The sequence below is a fragment of the Fictibacillus nanhaiensis genome, from assembly GCF_023715445.1.
Taxonomy (GTDB): Bacteria; Bacillota; Bacilli; order Bacillales; family Fictibacillaceae; genus Fictibacillus; species Fictibacillus nanhaiensis_D.
This window is the reverse complement of the sequence record NZ_JAMBOD010000007.1, coordinates 69330-85187: the sequence shown is the minus strand read 5'-3', so window position 1 is coordinate 85187 and position 15858 is coordinate 69330. Positions and strand designations below refer to the sequence as shown.

19 protein-coding genes, 1 pseudogene and 1 riboswitch are annotated in these 15858 nt (G+C 40.9%); of the genes and pseudogenes, 6 read left to right on the top strand and 14 right to left on the bottom strand.

Translation table 11 applies throughout. From position 1 onward, the window contains the following. Positions 1-2: 2 nt before the first annotated feature. Both M3196_RS16870 and sfnG read right to left on the bottom strand, forming a co-directional pair. Positions 3-1349, bottom strand: coding sequence for an aspartate aminotransferase family protein (locus tag M3196_RS16870; RefSeq protein ID WP_251323502.1), 1347 nt, complete (start codon positions 1347-1349; stop codon positions 3-5). Between the two features lie 329 nt (positions 1350-1678). Beyond that, a complete protein-coding gene (gene sfnG, locus M3196_RS16865; protein WP_251323500.1) occupies positions 1679-2767 on the bottom strand; it encodes a dimethylsulfone monooxygenase SfnG in 1089 nt (362 codons plus the stop codon). A gap of 233 nt (positions 2768-3000) precedes the next feature. Next, positions 3001-3106: riboswitch (SAM riboswitch) on the bottom strand. A 143-nt stretch (positions 3107-3249) separates the two neighbouring features. Here sfnG and M3196_RS16860 point away from each other — a divergent pair. After that, the gene (locus M3196_RS16860; RefSeq protein ID WP_251323617.1) at positions 3250-3951 is read left to right on the top strand and encodes a DUF421 domain-containing protein; all 702 of its coding nucleotides are present in this window, start codon (positions 3250-3252) and stop codon (positions 3949-3951) included. Here the strand turns inward: M3196_RS16860 and M3196_RS16855 are convergent, their stop codons facing one another. The 8 genes from M3196_RS16855 to M3196_RS16820 all read right to left on the bottom strand — a co-directional run bounded on the left by M3196_RS16855 (position 3952) and on the right by M3196_RS16820 (position 8638). Further along, complete coding sequence (locus tag M3196_RS16855) at positions 3952-4392, bottom strand: DUF6157 family protein (RefSeq protein WP_251323499.1); 441 nt, start codon at positions 4390-4392, stop codon at positions 3952-3954. Then, a complete protein-coding gene (locus M3196_RS16850) occupies positions 4392-4874 on the bottom strand; it encodes a GNAT family N-acetyltransferase (RefSeq protein ID WP_251323497.1) in 483 nt (160 codons plus the stop codon). The genes M3196_RS16855 and M3196_RS16850 overlap by 1 nt, the downstream gene beginning before the upstream one ends. A 58-nt stretch (positions 4875-4932) precedes the next feature. After that, positions 4933-5742, bottom strand: a complete 810-nt coding sequence (locus M3196_RS16845; protein ID WP_251323496.1) for an alpha/beta fold hydrolase — start codon at positions 5740-5742, stop codon at positions 4933-4935. Positions 5743-5855: 113 nt separating this feature from the next. Continuing rightward, positions 5856-6518: a type 1 glutamine amidotransferase domain-containing protein gene (locus tag M3196_RS16840; RefSeq protein WP_251323491.1), complete on the bottom strand. Its 663-nt coding sequence runs from the start codon at positions 6516-6518 to the stop codon at positions 5856-5858. A 60-nt stretch (positions 6519-6578) separates the two neighbouring features. Beyond that, positions 6579-6764, bottom strand: a complete 186-nt coding sequence (locus M3196_RS16835) for a hypothetical protein (RefSeq protein ID WP_251323490.1) — start codon at positions 6762-6764, stop codon at positions 6579-6581. 63 nt (positions 6765-6827) lie between these two features. Then, positions 6828-7673 carry an aldo/keto reductase gene (locus tag M3196_RS16830; protein ID WP_251323488.1) on the bottom strand — a complete coding sequence of 282 codons (846 nt, stop codon included), beginning with the start codon at positions 7671-7673 and terminating at the stop codon, positions 6828-6830. 57 nt (positions 7674-7730) lie between these two features. Further along, positions 7731-8132, bottom strand: coding sequence for an HIT family protein (locus M3196_RS16825; protein WP_251323487.1), 402 nt, complete (start codon positions 8130-8132; stop codon positions 7731-7733). Then, complete coding sequence (locus tag M3196_RS16820) at positions 8132-8638, bottom strand: NUDIX hydrolase (RefSeq protein WP_251323486.1); 507 nt, start codon at positions 8636-8638, stop codon at positions 8132-8134. Before M3196_RS16820 ends, M3196_RS16825 begins: the two co-directional genes overlap by 1 nt. A gap of 211 nt (positions 8639-8849) precedes the next feature. Here M3196_RS16820 and M3196_RS16815 point away from each other — a divergent pair, with 211 nt between their 5' ends. The 3 genes from M3196_RS16815 to M3196_RS16805 all read left to right on the top strand — a co-directional run bounded on the left by M3196_RS16815 (position 8850) and on the right by M3196_RS16805 (position 9604). Next, entirely contained in the window at positions 8850-9086 is a 237-nt protein-coding gene (locus M3196_RS16815; protein WP_251323484.1) for a transporter suffix domain-containing protein, read from the top strand. A gap of 20 nt (positions 9087-9106) precedes the next feature. Further along, positions 9107-9349 carry a hypothetical protein gene (locus tag M3196_RS16810; RefSeq protein ID WP_251323483.1) on the top strand — a complete coding sequence of 81 codons (243 nt, stop codon included), beginning with the start codon at positions 9107-9109 and terminating at the stop codon, positions 9347-9349. Positions 9350-9418: 69 nt separating this feature from the next. Further along, positions 9419-9604, top strand: coding sequence for a hypothetical protein (locus tag M3196_RS16805; protein WP_251323482.1), 186 nt, complete (start codon positions 9419-9421; stop codon positions 9602-9604). A gap of 89 nt (positions 9605-9693) precedes the next feature. On the opposite strand, the gene M3196_RS16800 is transcribed toward M3196_RS16805, so the two are convergent. The 3 genes and pseudogenes from M3196_RS16800 to M3196_RS16790 all read right to left on the bottom strand — a co-directional run bounded on the left by M3196_RS16800 (position 9694) and on the right by M3196_RS16790 (position 13140). Beyond that, entirely contained in the window at positions 9694-10263 is a 570-nt protein-coding gene (locus tag M3196_RS16800) for an MFS transporter (protein WP_251323481.1), read from the bottom strand. Then, positions 10260-11692 (bottom strand): annotated as a pseudogene (locus M3196_RS16795) (FAD-binding oxidoreductase). The gene M3196_RS16800 and the pseudogene M3196_RS16795 overlap by 4 nt, the downstream one beginning before the upstream one ends. A gap of 188 nt (positions 11693-11880) precedes the next feature. Then, on the bottom strand, positions 11881-13140 hold the full coding sequence (locus tag M3196_RS16790; RefSeq protein WP_251323480.1) for an MFS transporter: 1260 nt from the start codon (positions 13138-13140) through the stop codon (positions 11881-11883). Positions 13141-13270: 130 nt separating this feature from the next. Here M3196_RS16790 and M3196_RS16785 point away from each other — a divergent pair, with 130 nt between their 5' ends. Together M3196_RS16785 and M3196_RS16780 are read left to right on the top strand one after the other, a co-directional pair. Further along, positions 13271-14158 carry a LysR family transcriptional regulator gene (locus M3196_RS16785; protein ID WP_251323479.1) on the top strand — a complete coding sequence of 296 codons (888 nt, stop codon included), beginning with the start codon at positions 13271-13273 and terminating at the stop codon, positions 14156-14158. 82 nt (positions 14159-14240) lie between these two features. Continuing rightward, entirely contained in the window at positions 14241-14651 is a 411-nt protein-coding gene (locus tag M3196_RS16780; protein WP_251323478.1) for a hypothetical protein, read from the top strand. 42 nt (positions 14652-14693) lie between these two features. Here the strand turns inward: M3196_RS16780 and M3196_RS16775 are convergent, their stop codons facing one another. Continuing rightward, the gene (locus tag M3196_RS16775; RefSeq protein WP_251323616.1) at positions 14694-15854 is read right to left on the bottom strand and encodes a M20 family metallopeptidase; all 1161 of its coding nucleotides are present in this window, start codon (positions 15852-15854) and stop codon (positions 14694-14696) included. Positions 15855-15858 lie beyond the last annotated feature (4 nt).

Genomic DNA, 15858 nt, shown 5'->3' with positions numbered 1-15858 from the left:
CTCTATTTGAGAGCGGCTCTTACCGCATCTTTAAATATTGCGAGCACATCATCCAGCTGTTTTTCAGTAATGATCAGTGGCGGCAGGAATCGGATTACACTTCCATGTCTCCCTCCAACTTCTAAAATCAAACCGCGGTTAAAACATTCTCTTTGGATTCGGCTGGCGAGCTCAGGATTCGCTGCATATGTTCCTTTTAGTCCTGATGGAATACGCGGATTTACAATCTCTGCTCCAACCATCAAGCCGCGGCCGCGGACATCGCCAATCTCCGGAATCTCATTTTGAAGAATGGTTAGTTCCAGCATGAGTTTTTCACCAAGCTCTTTCGCATGCTGTGATAAGTTGTTCTCTTTGATATATTTGAGAGTAGCTGTACCAGCTGCCATTGCCATTTGGTTGCCTCGGAACGTGCCAATGTGTGCACCTGGTCCCCATTTATCAAGTTCACGATCATAGATCACAACAGATAACGGCAGACTTCCGCCAATTGCTTTCGATAAAACTACGACATCCGGTATAATACCTGCATGCTGGAATGCAAACAGTTCACCCGTACGTCCGATTCCGGTTTGAACTTCATCTATAATTAGCGGAATGTTGCGCTCTTTCGTGATTCTGCGGATTTCTCTCAGCCACTCGACCGGTGCAGGAATAGATCCGCCTTCACCTTGAACAACCTCTAAGATCATTGCTGCTGGCGGCAGAATCCCGCTTTCCGGATCATACAAAAGGTTCTCAATATATTTAGCACTGATCTTATGAGTCTCTTCTCCACCCATTCCAAACGGGCACCGATATGCATACGGATATGGCATAAAGTGAACATCCGGCATTAAACCTTGCACGTTCTGTTTCGGCCCTAAGTTACCGGATAGTGCCATCGTTCCATGTGTCGCGCCATGATAACCACCTTGGAAAGAAAGAATGCTTCTTCTTCCAGTTGCCGTTTTCACCAGTTTAATAGCGGCTTCGATAGCATCTCCGCCTGTTGGTCCACAAAATTGAATCTTTGCACGCTTTGCAAATTCTTCTGGTAAACTATCAAACACTTCACTTACAAATTCTTCTTTTACTGGCGTCGTTAAATCCAGTGTATGTAATGGGCGCTTGTCATGAAGCACTTTTTCAATAGCATCGATCACGACCGGATGATTATGACCAAGTGCAAGTGTCCCTGCCCCAGCTAGACAGTCGATGAATTTTCTTCCGTCTGCATCTTTTACATAGATCCCTTCTGCCTCTTCGATCGCAATCGGAATTCGTCTTGGATATGATCTTGCGTTGGATTCTCGTTTTTCCTGCTGTTTAAGATAAAGTTCATTCATTTCTATTTGTAAGGTGCTCATGTTTGCTCCTCCTTATATTTTTAAATTTACGTTATTGAAAATGATTCTCATTACTAGTTACATGTATAACCTTAAATGATAATGATTATCATCGTCAATGATAAATTTTCCCTAAGTTCTTTCCATTTATTTTTAAAGCTGACAGTGGAGAGTAGGACTAAAGACCCTATGTTTCGATAAAAAAGGCGGGCTTGAATTATGAGAACGCGCATAAATCTCTGCGAGCGCGCATAAATCTCCACGAGCGCGCATAAATCCATTCAAGCTCTTTTTCTTAACTGAAAAAAGCCGCCTCCATGGCGGCTTTTCACGTTATTTTCTATCAAAAATCAAACAAGTACTTCCTCTTTCTTCAAACGAGCTTCTTTTTCTTTCACAAGCGGTATAACTTTCTCCCCAAAGTCCTTCAAATCTTTTTCATAATGTAAGAAGGCGGTCAGAACAAGATCTACTCCCAATTGTTTCAGCTCAATAATTCGGTCAGCCACCTGTTCAGGAGTTCCGATCAGACCCGTTTTAAATCCATCATTGTACTGAACAAGATCTTTAAAAGTAGAATTTGCCCACATACCTTCTTTTTCCTTAGAAGATTGCCCCGCTTCTTTTACTGCTTCACCAAATCCTTCAACGGCTTCAACATCAGCATTTGAGACAATATCACGCAGCACTTGAACACCCTCTTCTTCTGTATCTCGGACAATAACAAATCCGTTTGCCGCATATTTAAGAGTGCGTCCTTCTTTCTCAGCCAATGCTTTTACTTCTTCGATCTGATTTTTAAAGCCTTCCGTCGTGTTGCCGTTCATAAAATACCAATCTGAAACTCTTGCTGCCATTTCCTTAGCAGCTTTTGAGTTTCCTCCTTGGAAGATTGGAGGTGTCGGCTTTTGAACAGGTTTCGGTTTCAAAGGGGCACCGTTGATTCTGTAAAAATCACCTTTAAAGGTCGTCTCTTCTTCTGTCCAAAGGCTTCTTATGACTCTAATAAATTCTTCAGAACGTCGATACCTCTCGTCATGCTCCAGCCACGGTTCTCCGTATCCTGTAAATTCGCCCTTAAACCAGCCGCTTACTACATTGATCGCAGCGCGGCCATTCGAGATATTATCCAGGGTCGCCATCATTTTCGCATATACGCCAGGATGCCAAAGACCAGGGTGAACAGCTGAAATGAGATTAATTTTTTTCGTCACACTCGCCAGTGCGGCTGCAAGTGTAGCCGCCTCCAGCTGATACTCTGCACCATAACTGGCAAAGAAACGGGTTTGTAATAAAGCAAAATCGAACCCAGCCTCTTCAGCAGTTTGAGCATAGCGTTTATTTGCTTCAAACGACCAGTCTGTTTCCTGTGGTAGTTTTGATACAACTAGTCCTCCACTTACATTTGGTACCCAATACGCAAATTTCAAATCACTCATTTTATTAATCCTCCTCAAGGTCTATTTCCTTGAATTGGACTCCATTTCACTTAACATGTTAAAATGTTAAAGCGAATTTGAAGCCCTCCTCAAGGGTTAATCAATCGCAGCCGGAGTGAAAGTACTGCCATACTTTCACTCCTTTTTTTGCATCCACCTCCTCGTAAATAAAAAACCCCTCCACTCAAAGAAAAGAGCGAAGGGGTTGGAAAGACGATAAATGACCCGCTTGCTTCTCATCTTCGGAGCTTATTAGCTTCCTCTGAAATTGGCACCGTGCACATTGTGCTGGTTGCCGAGGCTTCACAGGGTCAGTCCCTCCACCTCTCTGGATAAGAAGAAATACTATTAAGTTTTTAATTTAAAATTGATTGTAGCATACATGAGCGAATAGTCAAATAATTTTTATAACCTTTTTTGGTTAAAAAGAGATTTTTTTCGACCATACTAACAACATCAGGAAATCGCGGGGGTTAAGTATGCTGGATTTTTACCAAAGTCAGGAGTCATTAACAGCTATCGAATGGATCCTACGGGCCATTGTTGCCTTTTTCTTTATGCTGTTTGCCGTAAAGTTAATGGGACAGCGATCTTTTTCACAGCTCCGGCTAATGGATTTTATCATGGCTCTCATTTTCGGAAACATTATTGCCCATCCACTTTCTGATGAACATCTTGGTTTGAAAGGATCTCTCATAACCATGAGCGTTCTTGTCATACTTTATGTGGGCACAACCTTAATAGGTCTGCATTGGCATGCACTTCGGAAATTGATTGATCCAGCACCTATCCCATTAGTAAAGAACGGGCAAATCCAATATAAAAATCTTAAGAAGGCTCGTATTTCGATTGACGTCCTTCTCTCAGAACTCCGTAAACATAGGGTCATAGATATCCAAGAAGTAGCCTTGGCCTTATTTGAATCAAATGGAACAATTACATCTTTTTTGCATCCGCAGTACCAAACAGTTATCCAAAAAGATTTAAACCTTCCACCGAAGCCATTTGATTATCCACAGGTCGTTATTAAAGAAGGGAAAATCAATCAAAAAGAACTTTCGGAAACTGGGAAAACTGAGACATGGCTTTTGCAACAAATCCAAAAACAGAATACAAAGCTGCCTGATATATTACTTGCTACACTCGATCATCAAGAACATCTTCATGTAATGTATTATAAGTAATTACATTTTGTTCTTTTCTCGGGAGTTACGCATGGCCGGAAGAATTTTTAATTCTCCGTCACTATTCCTAATAAACTCTTTATATTCTGCTGTTTCTGCACCATAGAGTGCGATTTTTCCATGTTCATTAAAATGAATACCCCATCCATATTTTTTGGGAAGCATGGACGCGCGCAAACATGGTTGGGGTTTTTCGAAGAATGCGTCTCTAATTCGCCTTTCATTCTCTTCAAGCTCAGCAGAAGGAATGGCTTTGTGGCGGATGTGCACCTCAAACAAAAGATCCTCTTGCGTAAATGTATACGGTTGTTTTGAAAGCAATTCATATTCTAGGAGCGGTTTCGTTGTTCCGGACTTCCTTGCTATAGGGACTTCCCCATGAAAGAGAGGGCAGTCTGCTGCAACAGTTATGAACGTTTCATAATAATTCATGTCTTTCATCACTTACCCTCCTGATTCGTTTCTGCAAAAGACAAGCACCACACTTCTTCCTCTCCAAACATCTGTGTTGTCTTGATGAACCCTATACTTTTATAAAGTTTTTTCGCAGCATAGTTGTCCTGATAGACAGTGAGACGGATTTCCTTGCATTGTTTAAATTTTTTTCTGATCCACGCTATCATTTCAATCATGGATGCACGTCCATAACCATTCCCCTGATATTTTTCATCAATAAAAAAACCATTGATCCAGTACATATCTGTTGTATGTTCCTCATACGCATGCATAATGAATCCAACCATATCCTTACCGGCATAGATAGCGAAGGGAAGGTATTCGACATTGGGTCCGTCTGGTTTAATATAAACTTTCGCTAGCGAAACAGCCGGAGTAGGTACAAACTTACTTTGTCCTTTCTTTACTTGTAGTTCCAAAGCTTCTTCCCAGTTATCACGAGTTACTTTCTTCAAATCTATTTTCATCTTATATCTCCTGATTGTTCTTTCATCCTTCTTCTCTACTGTCCTTCCCCATTCCTTCTTATTCAATAAACCGCATGAGCTCCATGTTTACTTTTTCCCATTCTTCCCAAAAAAGTCCGTGGCCGCTTTTCTCTAACGGTACGAGCTTTGAATCGCGTATACCTTGATTCATCGCTAGAGCAAACGGATAAGGACAAACCTGATCATGCACACCATGCAGAATCAATGTCGGAACCTGAATTTTCCCCATATCAGAAAATAGGGTTTCATCCCTTAAAGAGCCTAGTACAGCTGCGGTCGAATATCCCGCTGCTTCCAGACCTAACTGAAGAAACCACTGAGAAAACGGAGCCGTTATATATTTAAAGAAGAAGATATCACCGAATCCCTGCAGCATTTTCGGCCGGTCCTTATACGTATCAGATATAAATGTGTTCACCTCTTCAACTGTGTGCCCGTATGGAAAATTAGGTGTTTTCGTAAAACTAGGGGCTGCAGCACCCAGCAAAGCAAGCTTTGAAACACCATAGCCGTTATGTCTTGCCATATACCTGATGGAAATCGCTCCTCCAACCGAGTGTCCGACCAGGGTGAAATCCTCTAATCTCAACGTTTGAACTACAGCATAAATGTCATCTGCCAATCGATCATACGAGTAACCCGTGTACGGTTTGTCAGATTTCCCGAACCCTCTAATATCCATACCTATGCACCGAACCCCCTTGGAAGGGAGCTGGTTAAACTGATATTCGAAAAGCTTGTGATTAGCAGGCCAGCCATGAATAAAAAGAATTGTTTTTTGTCCGCTCGGATTCACATCTTCCACAAAAATCCTTACGTTTTCTTCAACTCGAATATAGTAACCCACAGGAATTCCTCCCATTTAAAAATGTCTTTATTAAAATACGCACATTTTCTGTATAGGTGAATAACCAAAAAAGAAACGACCAGCTGGAGCCGGTCGTTTCACAAGCCATCTATTTATTGTTTATCAAGAACTTCAATCATTCTAAGTGCAACACTTCTGCTTGATTGCGGGTTTTGTCCGGTGACAAGATTGCCATCTGTCACGGCGAAATCTTCCCACTTTCCAGCTCGCTGAAATTCCGCCCCAAGCTCGCGAAGTTTCGTTTCAAGCAAGAACGGTACCTCTTTCGTTAACTGCATCTCTTCTTCCTCTTCATCAGTAAATGCAGTAACCGTCTTGCCTTTTACGATAGATGATCCATCTTTCAGTGTTGCCGTTGTCAGTCCAGCTGGACCGTGACAAACACTTCCGATTACTTTATTCGTTTGGGCCATCTGGCTGACCACCTCTTTTAAAGCTTCACTTTTCGGAAAATCAAACACGGTACCATGTCCGCCAGGCAAGTAGATCGCATCATAGCTCACGGCATCATCTGGACTTAGTTCAACTGTATCTTCAAGCAGTGATAGAGCTTCTTTGTATTGCTCTTGATCAACACCTTTTAAGCTGTTCGGGTCTAAAGGGATACTTCCTCCTTTAATGCTTTTCACCGTGATGTCATATCCTTTTTCACGGAACTCATTATAAGGTACCGCATACTCCTCAAGCCAAAGACCTGTTTTATTGTTACCGATATTTTGATGGTTGGTTACGACAATCAATATACGTTTTGACATGTGATCACTTCCTTTCTGTCATTTACGCTTATCATTTTTCCCTATTTTTTTGTTTTAAAACTACGTACATCTTTTAAGCTGACTCCTGTTTTCTTTCAGGTAGGACATTGGGACTTCCATCAATCCGCCTTCATCCCCTTCATATCCTGTTCCGGAAACTTCAAAGACAACAGAATTAGATTTAACTTCTACCACTTTCACCTTGATTTCTTCAAAGATCAAACTTTCCCCCACAGAAAAATTCATGGTTTCACCTCTTTTGTTTGGATAAAAAAGCAGTCATCCCTGATAGGAAAGACTGCCTTGTGACTATTCAAACTGCTTATAAAATTCAGGGTCGTCTGGATCAGCACCGTTTCGCTTATCCTGATTAAGGGCGGAAATACGAGTCATGTCTTCATTCGTCAGCTTAAAATTATAGATGTCTATATTTTCTTCAATCCGGTGTTTCGTTACCGACTTTGGAATGGTTACGACTCCATTTTGGATATCCCACCTTAAAATGATCTGCGCAACTGTTTTATTATACTTATCAGCAAGTTCCAGTAAAGTTGGTTCTTCAAAAATTTCGCCTTTTAACAAGGGCCGCCAAGCTTCAAGCTGAATGCCTTGCTGTTTGCAATAGGTTAACAGATCTGCCTGTGTAAGACGCGGATGATATTCCACCTGATTCACCATAGGTTTAATTTTCGCATCAGCAATAAGATCTTCCAGATGATGCTTCTTAAAGTTACTTACTCCGATGGCTTTTGCTCTGCCATCCTCATAAATTTTCTCTAGCGCTCTCCATGTTTCCTTATACTTCCCTGGAACAGGCCAGTGAACAAGATAAAGGTCAACATAGTCTAGACCTAGCCGCTCCAAGCTTGCATCAAACGCCGATAGTGCTTCTTCATAGCCCTGATCTGTGTTCCAGACCTTTGTCGTTATGAATAGGTCTTCTCTAGGTACATCCGATTCAGCGATAGCTTGTCCAACACCAGCTTCATTATTATAGAGACTGGCTGTGTCGATGCTTCGATATCCTGCATCAATTGCCCATTTAATAGACTGTATAACTTCATCACCGTCTTCTGCTTTATAAACACCAAGACCAATCCAAGGCATCTGAACACCATTATGCAGGACCGCGCGATCATGAATACTGCTTGCCATAAAAGAATCCCTCCTTATCCATCATTGTGACACAATTTTTTCATACTGATAAAAAGATTAGACGGTTCGGAGCTTATTTGCCGTTTCATCCAATCTCTTATGCGCATCGTCTTGGATAGCAGACTCGCTCCACGTAAAGCCATCATTTTCATACCTGGGAATGACATGCATGTGAAAATGAGTTAAGTCACTAAATTTTCCCCCATTTTGGTTAATTGTAATCCCATCAGGTTTTAAGCATGTGATTAACTTTTCAGAGATCATCTTAGCAGCATCCATAACGGCAAGCGTTTCTTCATGTGTTAATTCGGTGAGTTCTTTCACATGTCTTTTCGGTAAAATTAATGTATGACCTTCATTAAAAGGATCGATGTCCAGGAAACAACGGACGAACTCATTTTCATAAATCGTATGTACAGGCTCTTTAGCGTTTGCCAGATCGCATCCTAAACAACTCATTAGATCAGTCCCTTTAAGCGCGCAAGCAATAATCCGTGTGCCAGCTCGCTGTCCTTCCATATGCCCTGTTCAATATTGCGGAACGCCCGCTCCACAGGAATATGAAATGCTTGTATAGATGCTTCTTTTTTCTCAAGCATCTGGGACCTGTATTCCAATATCTCTTTTGTAAAATATACATGCGTAACGGTATTGCTAAGACAAGCACTTGGCTGTATACTGCCTAAAAATACCGCTTCCCCGCAAACGATACCTGTTTCTTCGAGAAACTCTCGTTTAGCTGCATTTTCAGGGTCTTCGTTAACATTCATTCCTCCCCCAGGCAGCTGGATAATAATATCATCGACTGCCGGACGAAACTGGCTGATCAATATTAAACTATTATTCTCAAGTGCAACCATTACTGCTGCTTCATGTGGTATCTCCTTAATCGTAATCTTGCCAAACTCATCTTCAAACACTTCTATCTCTTTATCTTTACTTCGATACACAAGCTCCCGATTCAATTACATTCCCCACCTTTTTATAACAGTGTCCTCTTAACATTATCCAAACTTGGAAACTTTTACAACTAAGAAACTCTTGGAAATCTGGACCAACTATTTTTCTAGTCGTAAAAAAAATGCGGTGTTCCTATGCTAATTTTGATTAAAAGGAAACTTTTATGGAAACTTTTTCGTAAACACTAATTAGACATTTATGAAGGAGTTTTCAACTATGAAAAAGAAAATCGGAATAGTTTTTATCGTTCTCTCATTTGTTTTATGGATTTTGATTCCTGTCATTCCATTCTTATCCTTAAGCGGTGCCGTTAAAACAGCTATCGTGAGTGGATTATTTATCGGGGGGGAAGTCTTTTTCTGGCTTGGTGCACTTTTAGCCGGTAAAGACATCGTTAAAACGTTCATTCAGAAATATTGGCGTAAAAAAGAAAAAGATGATGATGCTTCTTAACGCCATTTAGGAAGCTTTATATGAAAAGGCTGGCCGGAATAGCTACTTTACTGTTTTTGTTCGGTTGTTCTTCTCCTTCACCAGAACTTGAAAGCTTAATGAAGGAACACCCTGACATAAGAAAAGAGATGCACACACTTCCAGAAGACGAACGATCACAAGTGAAAATTCCAAGCCACTTGCCCTTCTACCTGATTCCATCTCTTCATCTGTTCAAAAGAATTCTGGATTTAACCCGACATTTGCAGAAGTCGTATACCTAAAGGACAAAAATGCCAGTTTAACTGTTACAACATATTTTAATAGAGTTGAATATTGACCCGGACTTGCCAATGTCATTCAAACTAAAAGATGGCTCCATTGCAGATATGAGAATGCACCATGTGGATACGAGGGAATTAGTCTGGTCGAAAAAAGATCAGAAGCTGACTTATAAGATTACATTAATTGTTGTTCCACAAACGAACAACCCAAGGACAAAAGACGATATGATTAAGATTGCAGAATCGATGCAATAGGGGTTAATAAATTGGAAGTAATTATTGATGCGTTGAAACCATCTTTAGCCGTGTACTCTGCAACGGATTTTAAATTAAAGCCCGGCAGCTCATGCCTGTACGGGCTCATCTTCAACTTGTTTCAGCAGAGTACCAGACTTCATTAATACCACAGCAGATATCATATACAAAAATGAAGCGATATAGAATAAACTTCCAATCGTAAGGAAATCGATGAGATATCCCGTCGCCATTACAGCAACCGCTCCCCAAACACTCGTCCACAAGTGATAGTTTCCTATTCTCCGTCCAGTTTGCATGCCAGCCGTTTTCCTTGCAAGTGTCGTCTTTTCAGTAGTTTTTTGCACGGCTCCTAAGACACCCATCAGAATTTGCAAGATATATAGCGCTGATATAGTTTCAATAATGGGAACAATCAGCATGATGCCAACCATGCCCCATGTATATAACAGCAAAAGTGGCCGGTCTCCGATACGGTCAGAAAGCCGCCCGATTAATGGATGAACCATAGCAGCAGTTAGCGCAAATAGACCATACGCCAAACCGAATTGTGAGTAGCTGTCACCAATGTTTCGAATGAGGAGCAAATAGAAGGGAAACACCATGGAACTTGCCGTCATTAATATACTTTGAGATGTAATGAAAGTTCGATAATTCATCGGCTGTACCTCCCATAAAATAAATTTTGAAAACGTTCTTCAGGATCAAACTCTCTTTTCTTTTCAAAGAATTCATTAATACGAGGATAAGCCTGACTTAGCTGTTTCTTAGACGGATAGGAGTAATAAGGCAAATAATAGCTCCCCCTATGTTCTAAGGTTACATCAATCAACTTTTGTAAAACTTGTTCTGTTTGTTTAATATCTTTTTTTGATCGTCCTTGGTTGATTAAAAGGACGAGAGCGAACATGTCATCCTTTGCATAGGACAGGACAGCATCCTCATCATGCTCCACGTAGCGGATTGTAATGTTTAATAGATTAAGTTCTTTTTTTTCCAAAACTCCTCTTGTATCATCGATGTATGCAGTAAAATGCTCAACAGGAAAAAATATTCTTGAAGAAGTTCGGTACGATTCGGATTCTCATACTCCATAAATTCACTGTCTGACCTCATCACATTATTCCTTGTCTCATACTTCCCATCGTTTTTTAAAAAGTACATCTTTTGCGTTTCCCACAAAAGATCTTTACCCCAGTCACTGTATCGGGATAAACCGAGCATAAACTTAGGCAGCGCAATCATTTCTTCCTTTTTTAATTCTAAATATTTTTCTCTTTTATCTTGATGGTCGGTCAGTACGTAATCCGTTACGTACATCTCTTTTAGAAAGGTTTCAGGTGCCACTGATATCCTGGCAAGATGCATCCTGACTGAATCATCTTGTTTCACTTTTTCTCGAAAATAGTTTTCATAATCGTTGTAGTTCATTACAACTGACCGGTGGTGATAAAGTTCATCGTCCGCAAGCTCCAGCGTGACATCGAGTATAACGCCAAACAATCCATATCCCCCTATTACATATGAAAACAAATCACTGTTCTCTTCCCGGCTTACACTTATGATCTTTTCATCTGGTGTTAATAGTCGAAAAGAATCCACAGTGTCAATTAACGATCCATAACGAATATCACGCCCATGAACATTAACGCTTAATGATCCACCTACTGTAAATATATTTTGTGACTGCATAACTTTAACTGAGAGACCATAGGGATTAATCTTTTTCTGAATATCTGCCCAGGTCACACCTGATTGTACCGTGATCTTCTTTTTCTTTGGACTGAAATCTAAAATCTTATTGTAGCCTTTCATATCAAACAGGGTTCCATTGGGATACAATGTATGTCCTCCCTGGCTATGCTGCATACCTGCAATAGCGATTGTTTCTCCGGTTTCATTCGCTTTCTTTACCCATTGTTGTAAGTCGCTGGTGGAATGAACATCATAAACGATTTTCATTTTTACAGGTAAAAGTTTTCCTGCATCTTCTACAGTCGTTTTATTTTGACCGGAATAAACGTGCAAACTTGAATACAGGGCAGATCCATAGATGAATACGCATAGTAAAATCCACTTCCATCTCAACTCTTTGCCACCGTCCCTTTATCAAAAAGTGTAAATTTACACTAATATTATAGAATGACTCTCTTTGTTATGACGAGAATTTTTTCCCAAAAAAATATGGACATACCGAAACTAAAAAAAACAAAGAGCTGACATCAAAAGGACATGATTTGATGTCCTTATGAGTCAGCTTTTCTATTAGGATGACCTTATGCCTGATAACCGCCGTGGATTACCGTTTTTGAAGTTCTTCCTATTTTCATGACAATTAAACTTGCAAGCACACAGAACGCACCTGCGGAAAGAAAGCTGAAATAATAGCTTCCTAGTATGTCATGAACCACCCCTCCACTATATGCTGCAATTGCTGCTCCGAACTGATGAGCGGCCATGATCCATCCAAATAGAATACCTGCGCGCTCTTTTCCGAAAATATCGGTAGTTAGTTTGATTGTCGGAGGTACAGTGGCCACCCAGTCCAAACCATAAAAGATGATAAAAAACCATAAATAAAAATGTGAAGCATCAAGAGCAAACGGTAAAAACAACAATGATATTCCTCTTAACCCATAGTACCAGAACAATAGCCAGCGATTGTTAAAGCGATCAGACAAGATTCCGGAAAGTATGGTTCCAAAAATATCAAAAATACCGATAAGGGCCAGCATACTCGCCGCTTTCACTTCAGATATGCCATGATCGATACAAGCTGGAATAAAGTGTGTACCAATAAGTCCGTTCGTTGAGAATCCGCAAATAAAAAAGCTCCCCGCCAAAAGCCAGAAATCAAGGTGGCGCGATGCCCCTTTTAGTTCACGGATGGGTTCTGTAAAGGGATTTAATTTTAGCTGAAGGGGTTCGTTTATGATTTGATTTGCCCCATAAGGTGCAAGCTTCATATCTCCGGGATGATTCTTCATCAGAAGTAGGACAACTAAGAATACGACTCCAACGGCAATGCTCACCGCTACAATAGCCAGTTTCCAGCCTTTGTCTGAAACAAGCTGAGCCAGAAACGGAAGGAAAATAATCTGACCTGTTGCACCGCTCGCTGTTAGTATCCCAATTACGAGACCACGTTTTTCTACGAACCACCTATTCGCAATCAGCGTACTGAGTACGACTGTAGAACCGCTTCCAATTCCAATTAACACACCCCAAAGCAAATTTAGCTGCCATGGCGAATCTATCCATAGTGTTGAAAACACACCTAGGACTAGTAGTAGTAATGCTGTTCCTGTAACACGTTTCATACCGAACCGCAGCATAAGAGCTGCAGCAAAAGGTCCAAATAACCCGTATAATAATAAATTTATGGCAAGTGATGTCGATACCACTGACCGGTTCCAGTCAAATTCTGTTTCTAACGGTACCATCAGTACACTTGGCATAGAACGAATTCCCGCGCCTGTCAGCAAAATAATAAATGCAACAGCTACCATAATCCATCCATAATGAATTTTCTTCATCCGTTGATCCCCCTGATCCTTCTTTCATACACTATAATCCCCGATTTACCTATTTGTAAAATTGAAATAATCGATTATATCCATCATTTTTTTTGATACTATAAATATATTGACTCTGGAGGTGAAACGAATGGAACTACGACAGTTAATCACATTAAGAACAATCAATGAAAAAGGGAGTTTCACAGGGGCTGCTGCAGAACTGGGATATACACAGTCAACGGTAACTTCACATATACAGGCTCTAGAGCAGTTTGTAGGAGTACCTATCTTCGACCGGATGGGCCGTAAGGTTGTTTTAACAGATGTCGGGAAACGTTTGATGGAACACGCAACTGTTATGCTTCAGGAATATGAAAGAATACAAAACCTTCACCTGGAAAACGGTGAGATTACAGGTGAAATAAAGATAGGTGCACCTGAATCCATGACCGTGTATCACTTAGATAAAATATTAAAAACGTTCCGGGAACAGTATCCACATGTAAAGATTTCCCTTTTAAACATCAATTGTTATGACGTACAGAACCAGCTCATTTCATCGGAGATTGATGTAGGTTTCATGCTTATACGAAGCCTCAAAAAGGATATAAATCGAATGAAACTAAAGGAAGAAGAACTGGTTTTAGTCGGTTCGCCAGAAAAAATATCAACGTTCGACCATATAAATAACGGATCCTGGAATGAATGCCTGATTACAAATGAAAAAGGCTGCAGTTATCGTACAGATTTTGAAAACTACTTAAGAGAAAAACATATTGAACTTGCACATAATATGGAGTTATGGAGTATTGAAGCCATTAAACGGTGTGTGATGAGCGGTCTTGGGATAGGCTTTTTACCATTGGTAACAGTTGAAAAAGAAATTAAAGATAAACGATTAGCAGTCATTTCTTATCCAGATCCTATTGCGCCCATGCCGCTATATGTCGGACATCACAAAGATAAGTGGGTTTCTCCAGCGATAAAAAATTTCCTTAAGGTTGTAAACCACTATTTTAGTAGAGTTACCATATAATCATTCAAAAGTTAGAAAAAATGGTGATTCGTACAAGCACTCATATCCCCCTTTCATATAGTAATAGTGGGGGTGATAGTAAATGAGTAAGAAAAGTAAAAAGCGTAACGAAGAATCCTCTTCCAGTTCTTCTAATTCTCAACGCGGAAAAGGCGTAAGAGGGGCTCATTCCGAATCTAGCAACAAATCTTCTAAAGGTAAAGGCGGCGTAAGAGGGGTTCGTTCTGAGTCTCCGAATAGAAAAGGCGTAAGAGGTCTTCTTACTGAGTCTCCGAATGGTTCAGACCTTGGCGGATTACTTGAAAAAAAATTACGTAAAAAAATTACTACTAACAGTACAGCTACTCCTGTTGCAGGTGTAACTGAAAACGGGACAGGCACTGTCGAAGCTTTAAAAGCACTTCGTGGTGTTTTAGACTCTGGTATTAAACAAAAGAAGTCTAAAAAATCTTCAAAGAAATGCAGAAAATGCGACGATCACTGCTGGGAATAATTCTTCCGATAAAAAAGCCCCTTCTCAGGGGCTTTTTTGACTTTATTTCGTTAATTCCACTTTTTCTGCGGCATTTTGTTTTAAATAAGTAAGGGTTGCAGCTCCTAATAGGTTTGCTGCAATTAGTAAAGCGTCTTCGTTGATCTTGAATTTCGGGTGATGATGCGGATAGGTCTCATCCCACGCTGCATCTTCTGCACCTGTAAAGAAGAACGTCCCTGGCACCTTCTCTAAATAATATGCGTAGTCTTCCCCACCCATTTGCGGTTCAATTTCTTCGAGCTCAAGTACTCCAGGCACTTTCCTCGCAACATCCACTACAAACTCTGTATCTTCTTTATGATTGATGACCGCAGGATAGCCCCGTTTAAATACATATTCATAACCAGCATCCGCAGCGAGACAGGTTCCCTTAGCAATGCGGTCGATTTCCTGCTCAATCGCAACTCGTACCTCTTCTTTAAAAGTACGTACCGTTCCCGTAAGTTTAGCAGAGTCAGCAATTACGTTAAAGGCGTTTTTTGCTTCAAATGCTCCGACAGAAACAACGGCCGAATCAAGCGGATTTACTCGGCGGCTCACAATCTGCTGCAGGTTTGAAACAAGCTGTGCCCCGATCACGACGCTGTCTTTCGTTTTGTGAGGCTGAGCTCCGTGTCCGCCCTTCCCTTGAACTTTTATTGTAAATGAGTCTGCAGCTGCCATTACTGGCCCCGTACGATACCCGATTGTTCCTGTCGGCATCGTTGCCCAAAGGTGTGTGCCGTAAATCACATCAACTCCGTCCAGGCAGCCGTCCTCAATCATTACAATCGCTCCGCCTGGTGCAATCTCCTCAGCATGCTGGTGAATAAACACCACATTGCCTTCAAGTTCTTCCTTCATTTCATTTAATACCTTTGCTAATACTAGAAGTGTCGCTGTATGACCATCATGACCACATGCATGCATCACACCTGGAACCTTTGATTTATAAGGAGAATCGTTTTCTTCCTGAATCGGAAGTGCGTCGAAGTCAGCACGCAGCGCAACCGTCTTCCCTGGTTTTCCACCTCTAAGTGTAGCTACTACACCTCGCCCGCCTACTTCTGTACGTACTTCTAATCCTAGTTTTTCATGATAAGCAGCAATAAAAGCTGGTGTTTCTACTTCTTCAAATGACAGTTCAGGGTTTTGGTGAAGATGCCTGCGAATCTCCACCATTTCT

Coding starts and splice junctions, on each gene's coding strand:
- M3196_RS16870 (WP_251323502.1), bottom strand. CDS start 1,349: ATGAGCACCTTACAAATAGAAATGAATGAACTTTATCTTAAACAGCAG.
- sfnG (WP_251323500.1), bottom strand. CDS start 2,767: ATGAGTGATTTGAAATTTGCGTATTGGGTACCAAATGTAAGTGGAGGA.
- M3196_RS16855 (WP_251323499.1), bottom strand. CDS start 4,392: ATGAAAGACATGAATTATTATGAAACGTTCATAACTGTTGCAGCAGAC.
- M3196_RS16850 (WP_251323497.1), bottom strand. CDS start 4,874: ATGAAAATAGATTTGAAGAAAGTAACTCGTGATAACTGGGAAGAAGCT.
- M3196_RS16840 (WP_251323491.1), bottom strand. CDS start 6,518: ATGTCAAAACGTATATTGATTGTCGTAACCAACCATCAAAATATCGGT.
- M3196_RS16835 (WP_251323490.1), bottom strand. CDS start 6,764: ATGAATTTTTCTGTGGGGGAAAGTTTGATCTTTGAAGAAATCAAGGTG.
- M3196_RS16830 (WP_251323488.1), bottom strand. CDS start 7,673: ATGGCAAGCAGTATTCATGATCGCGCGGTCCTGCATAATGGTGTTCAG.
- M3196_RS16825 (WP_251323487.1), bottom strand. CDS start 8,132: ATGAGTTGTTTAGGATGCGATCTGGCAAACGCTAAAGAGCCTGTACAT.
- M3196_RS16815 (WP_251323484.1), top strand. CDS start 8,850: ATGAAAAAGAAAATCGGAATAGTTTTTATCGTTCTCTCATTTGTTTTA.
- M3196_RS16810 (WP_251323483.1), top strand. CDS start 9,107: ATGAAAAGGCTGGCCGGAATAGCTACTTTACTGTTTTTGTTCGGTTGT.
- M3196_RS16805 (WP_251323482.1), top strand. CDS start 9,419: ATGTCATTCAAACTAAAAGATGGCTCCATTGCAGATATGAGAATGCAC.
- M3196_RS16800 (WP_251323481.1), bottom strand. CDS start 10,263: ATGAATTATCGAACTTTCATTACATCTCAAAGTATATTAATGACGGCA.
- M3196_RS16790 (WP_251323480.1), bottom strand. CDS start 13,140: ATGAAGAAAATTCATTATGGATGGATTATGGTAGCTGTTGCATTTATT.
- M3196_RS16785 (WP_251323479.1), top strand. CDS start 13,271: ATGGAACTACGACAGTTAATCACATTAAGAACAATCAATGAAAAAGGG.
- M3196_RS16780 (WP_251323478.1), top strand. CDS start 14,241: ATGAGTAAGAAAAGTAAAAAGCGTAACGAAGAATCCTCTTCCAGTTCT.
- M3196_RS16775 (WP_251323616.1), bottom strand. CDS start 15,854: ATGGTGGAGATTCGCAGGCATCTTCACCAAAACCCTGAACTGTCATTT.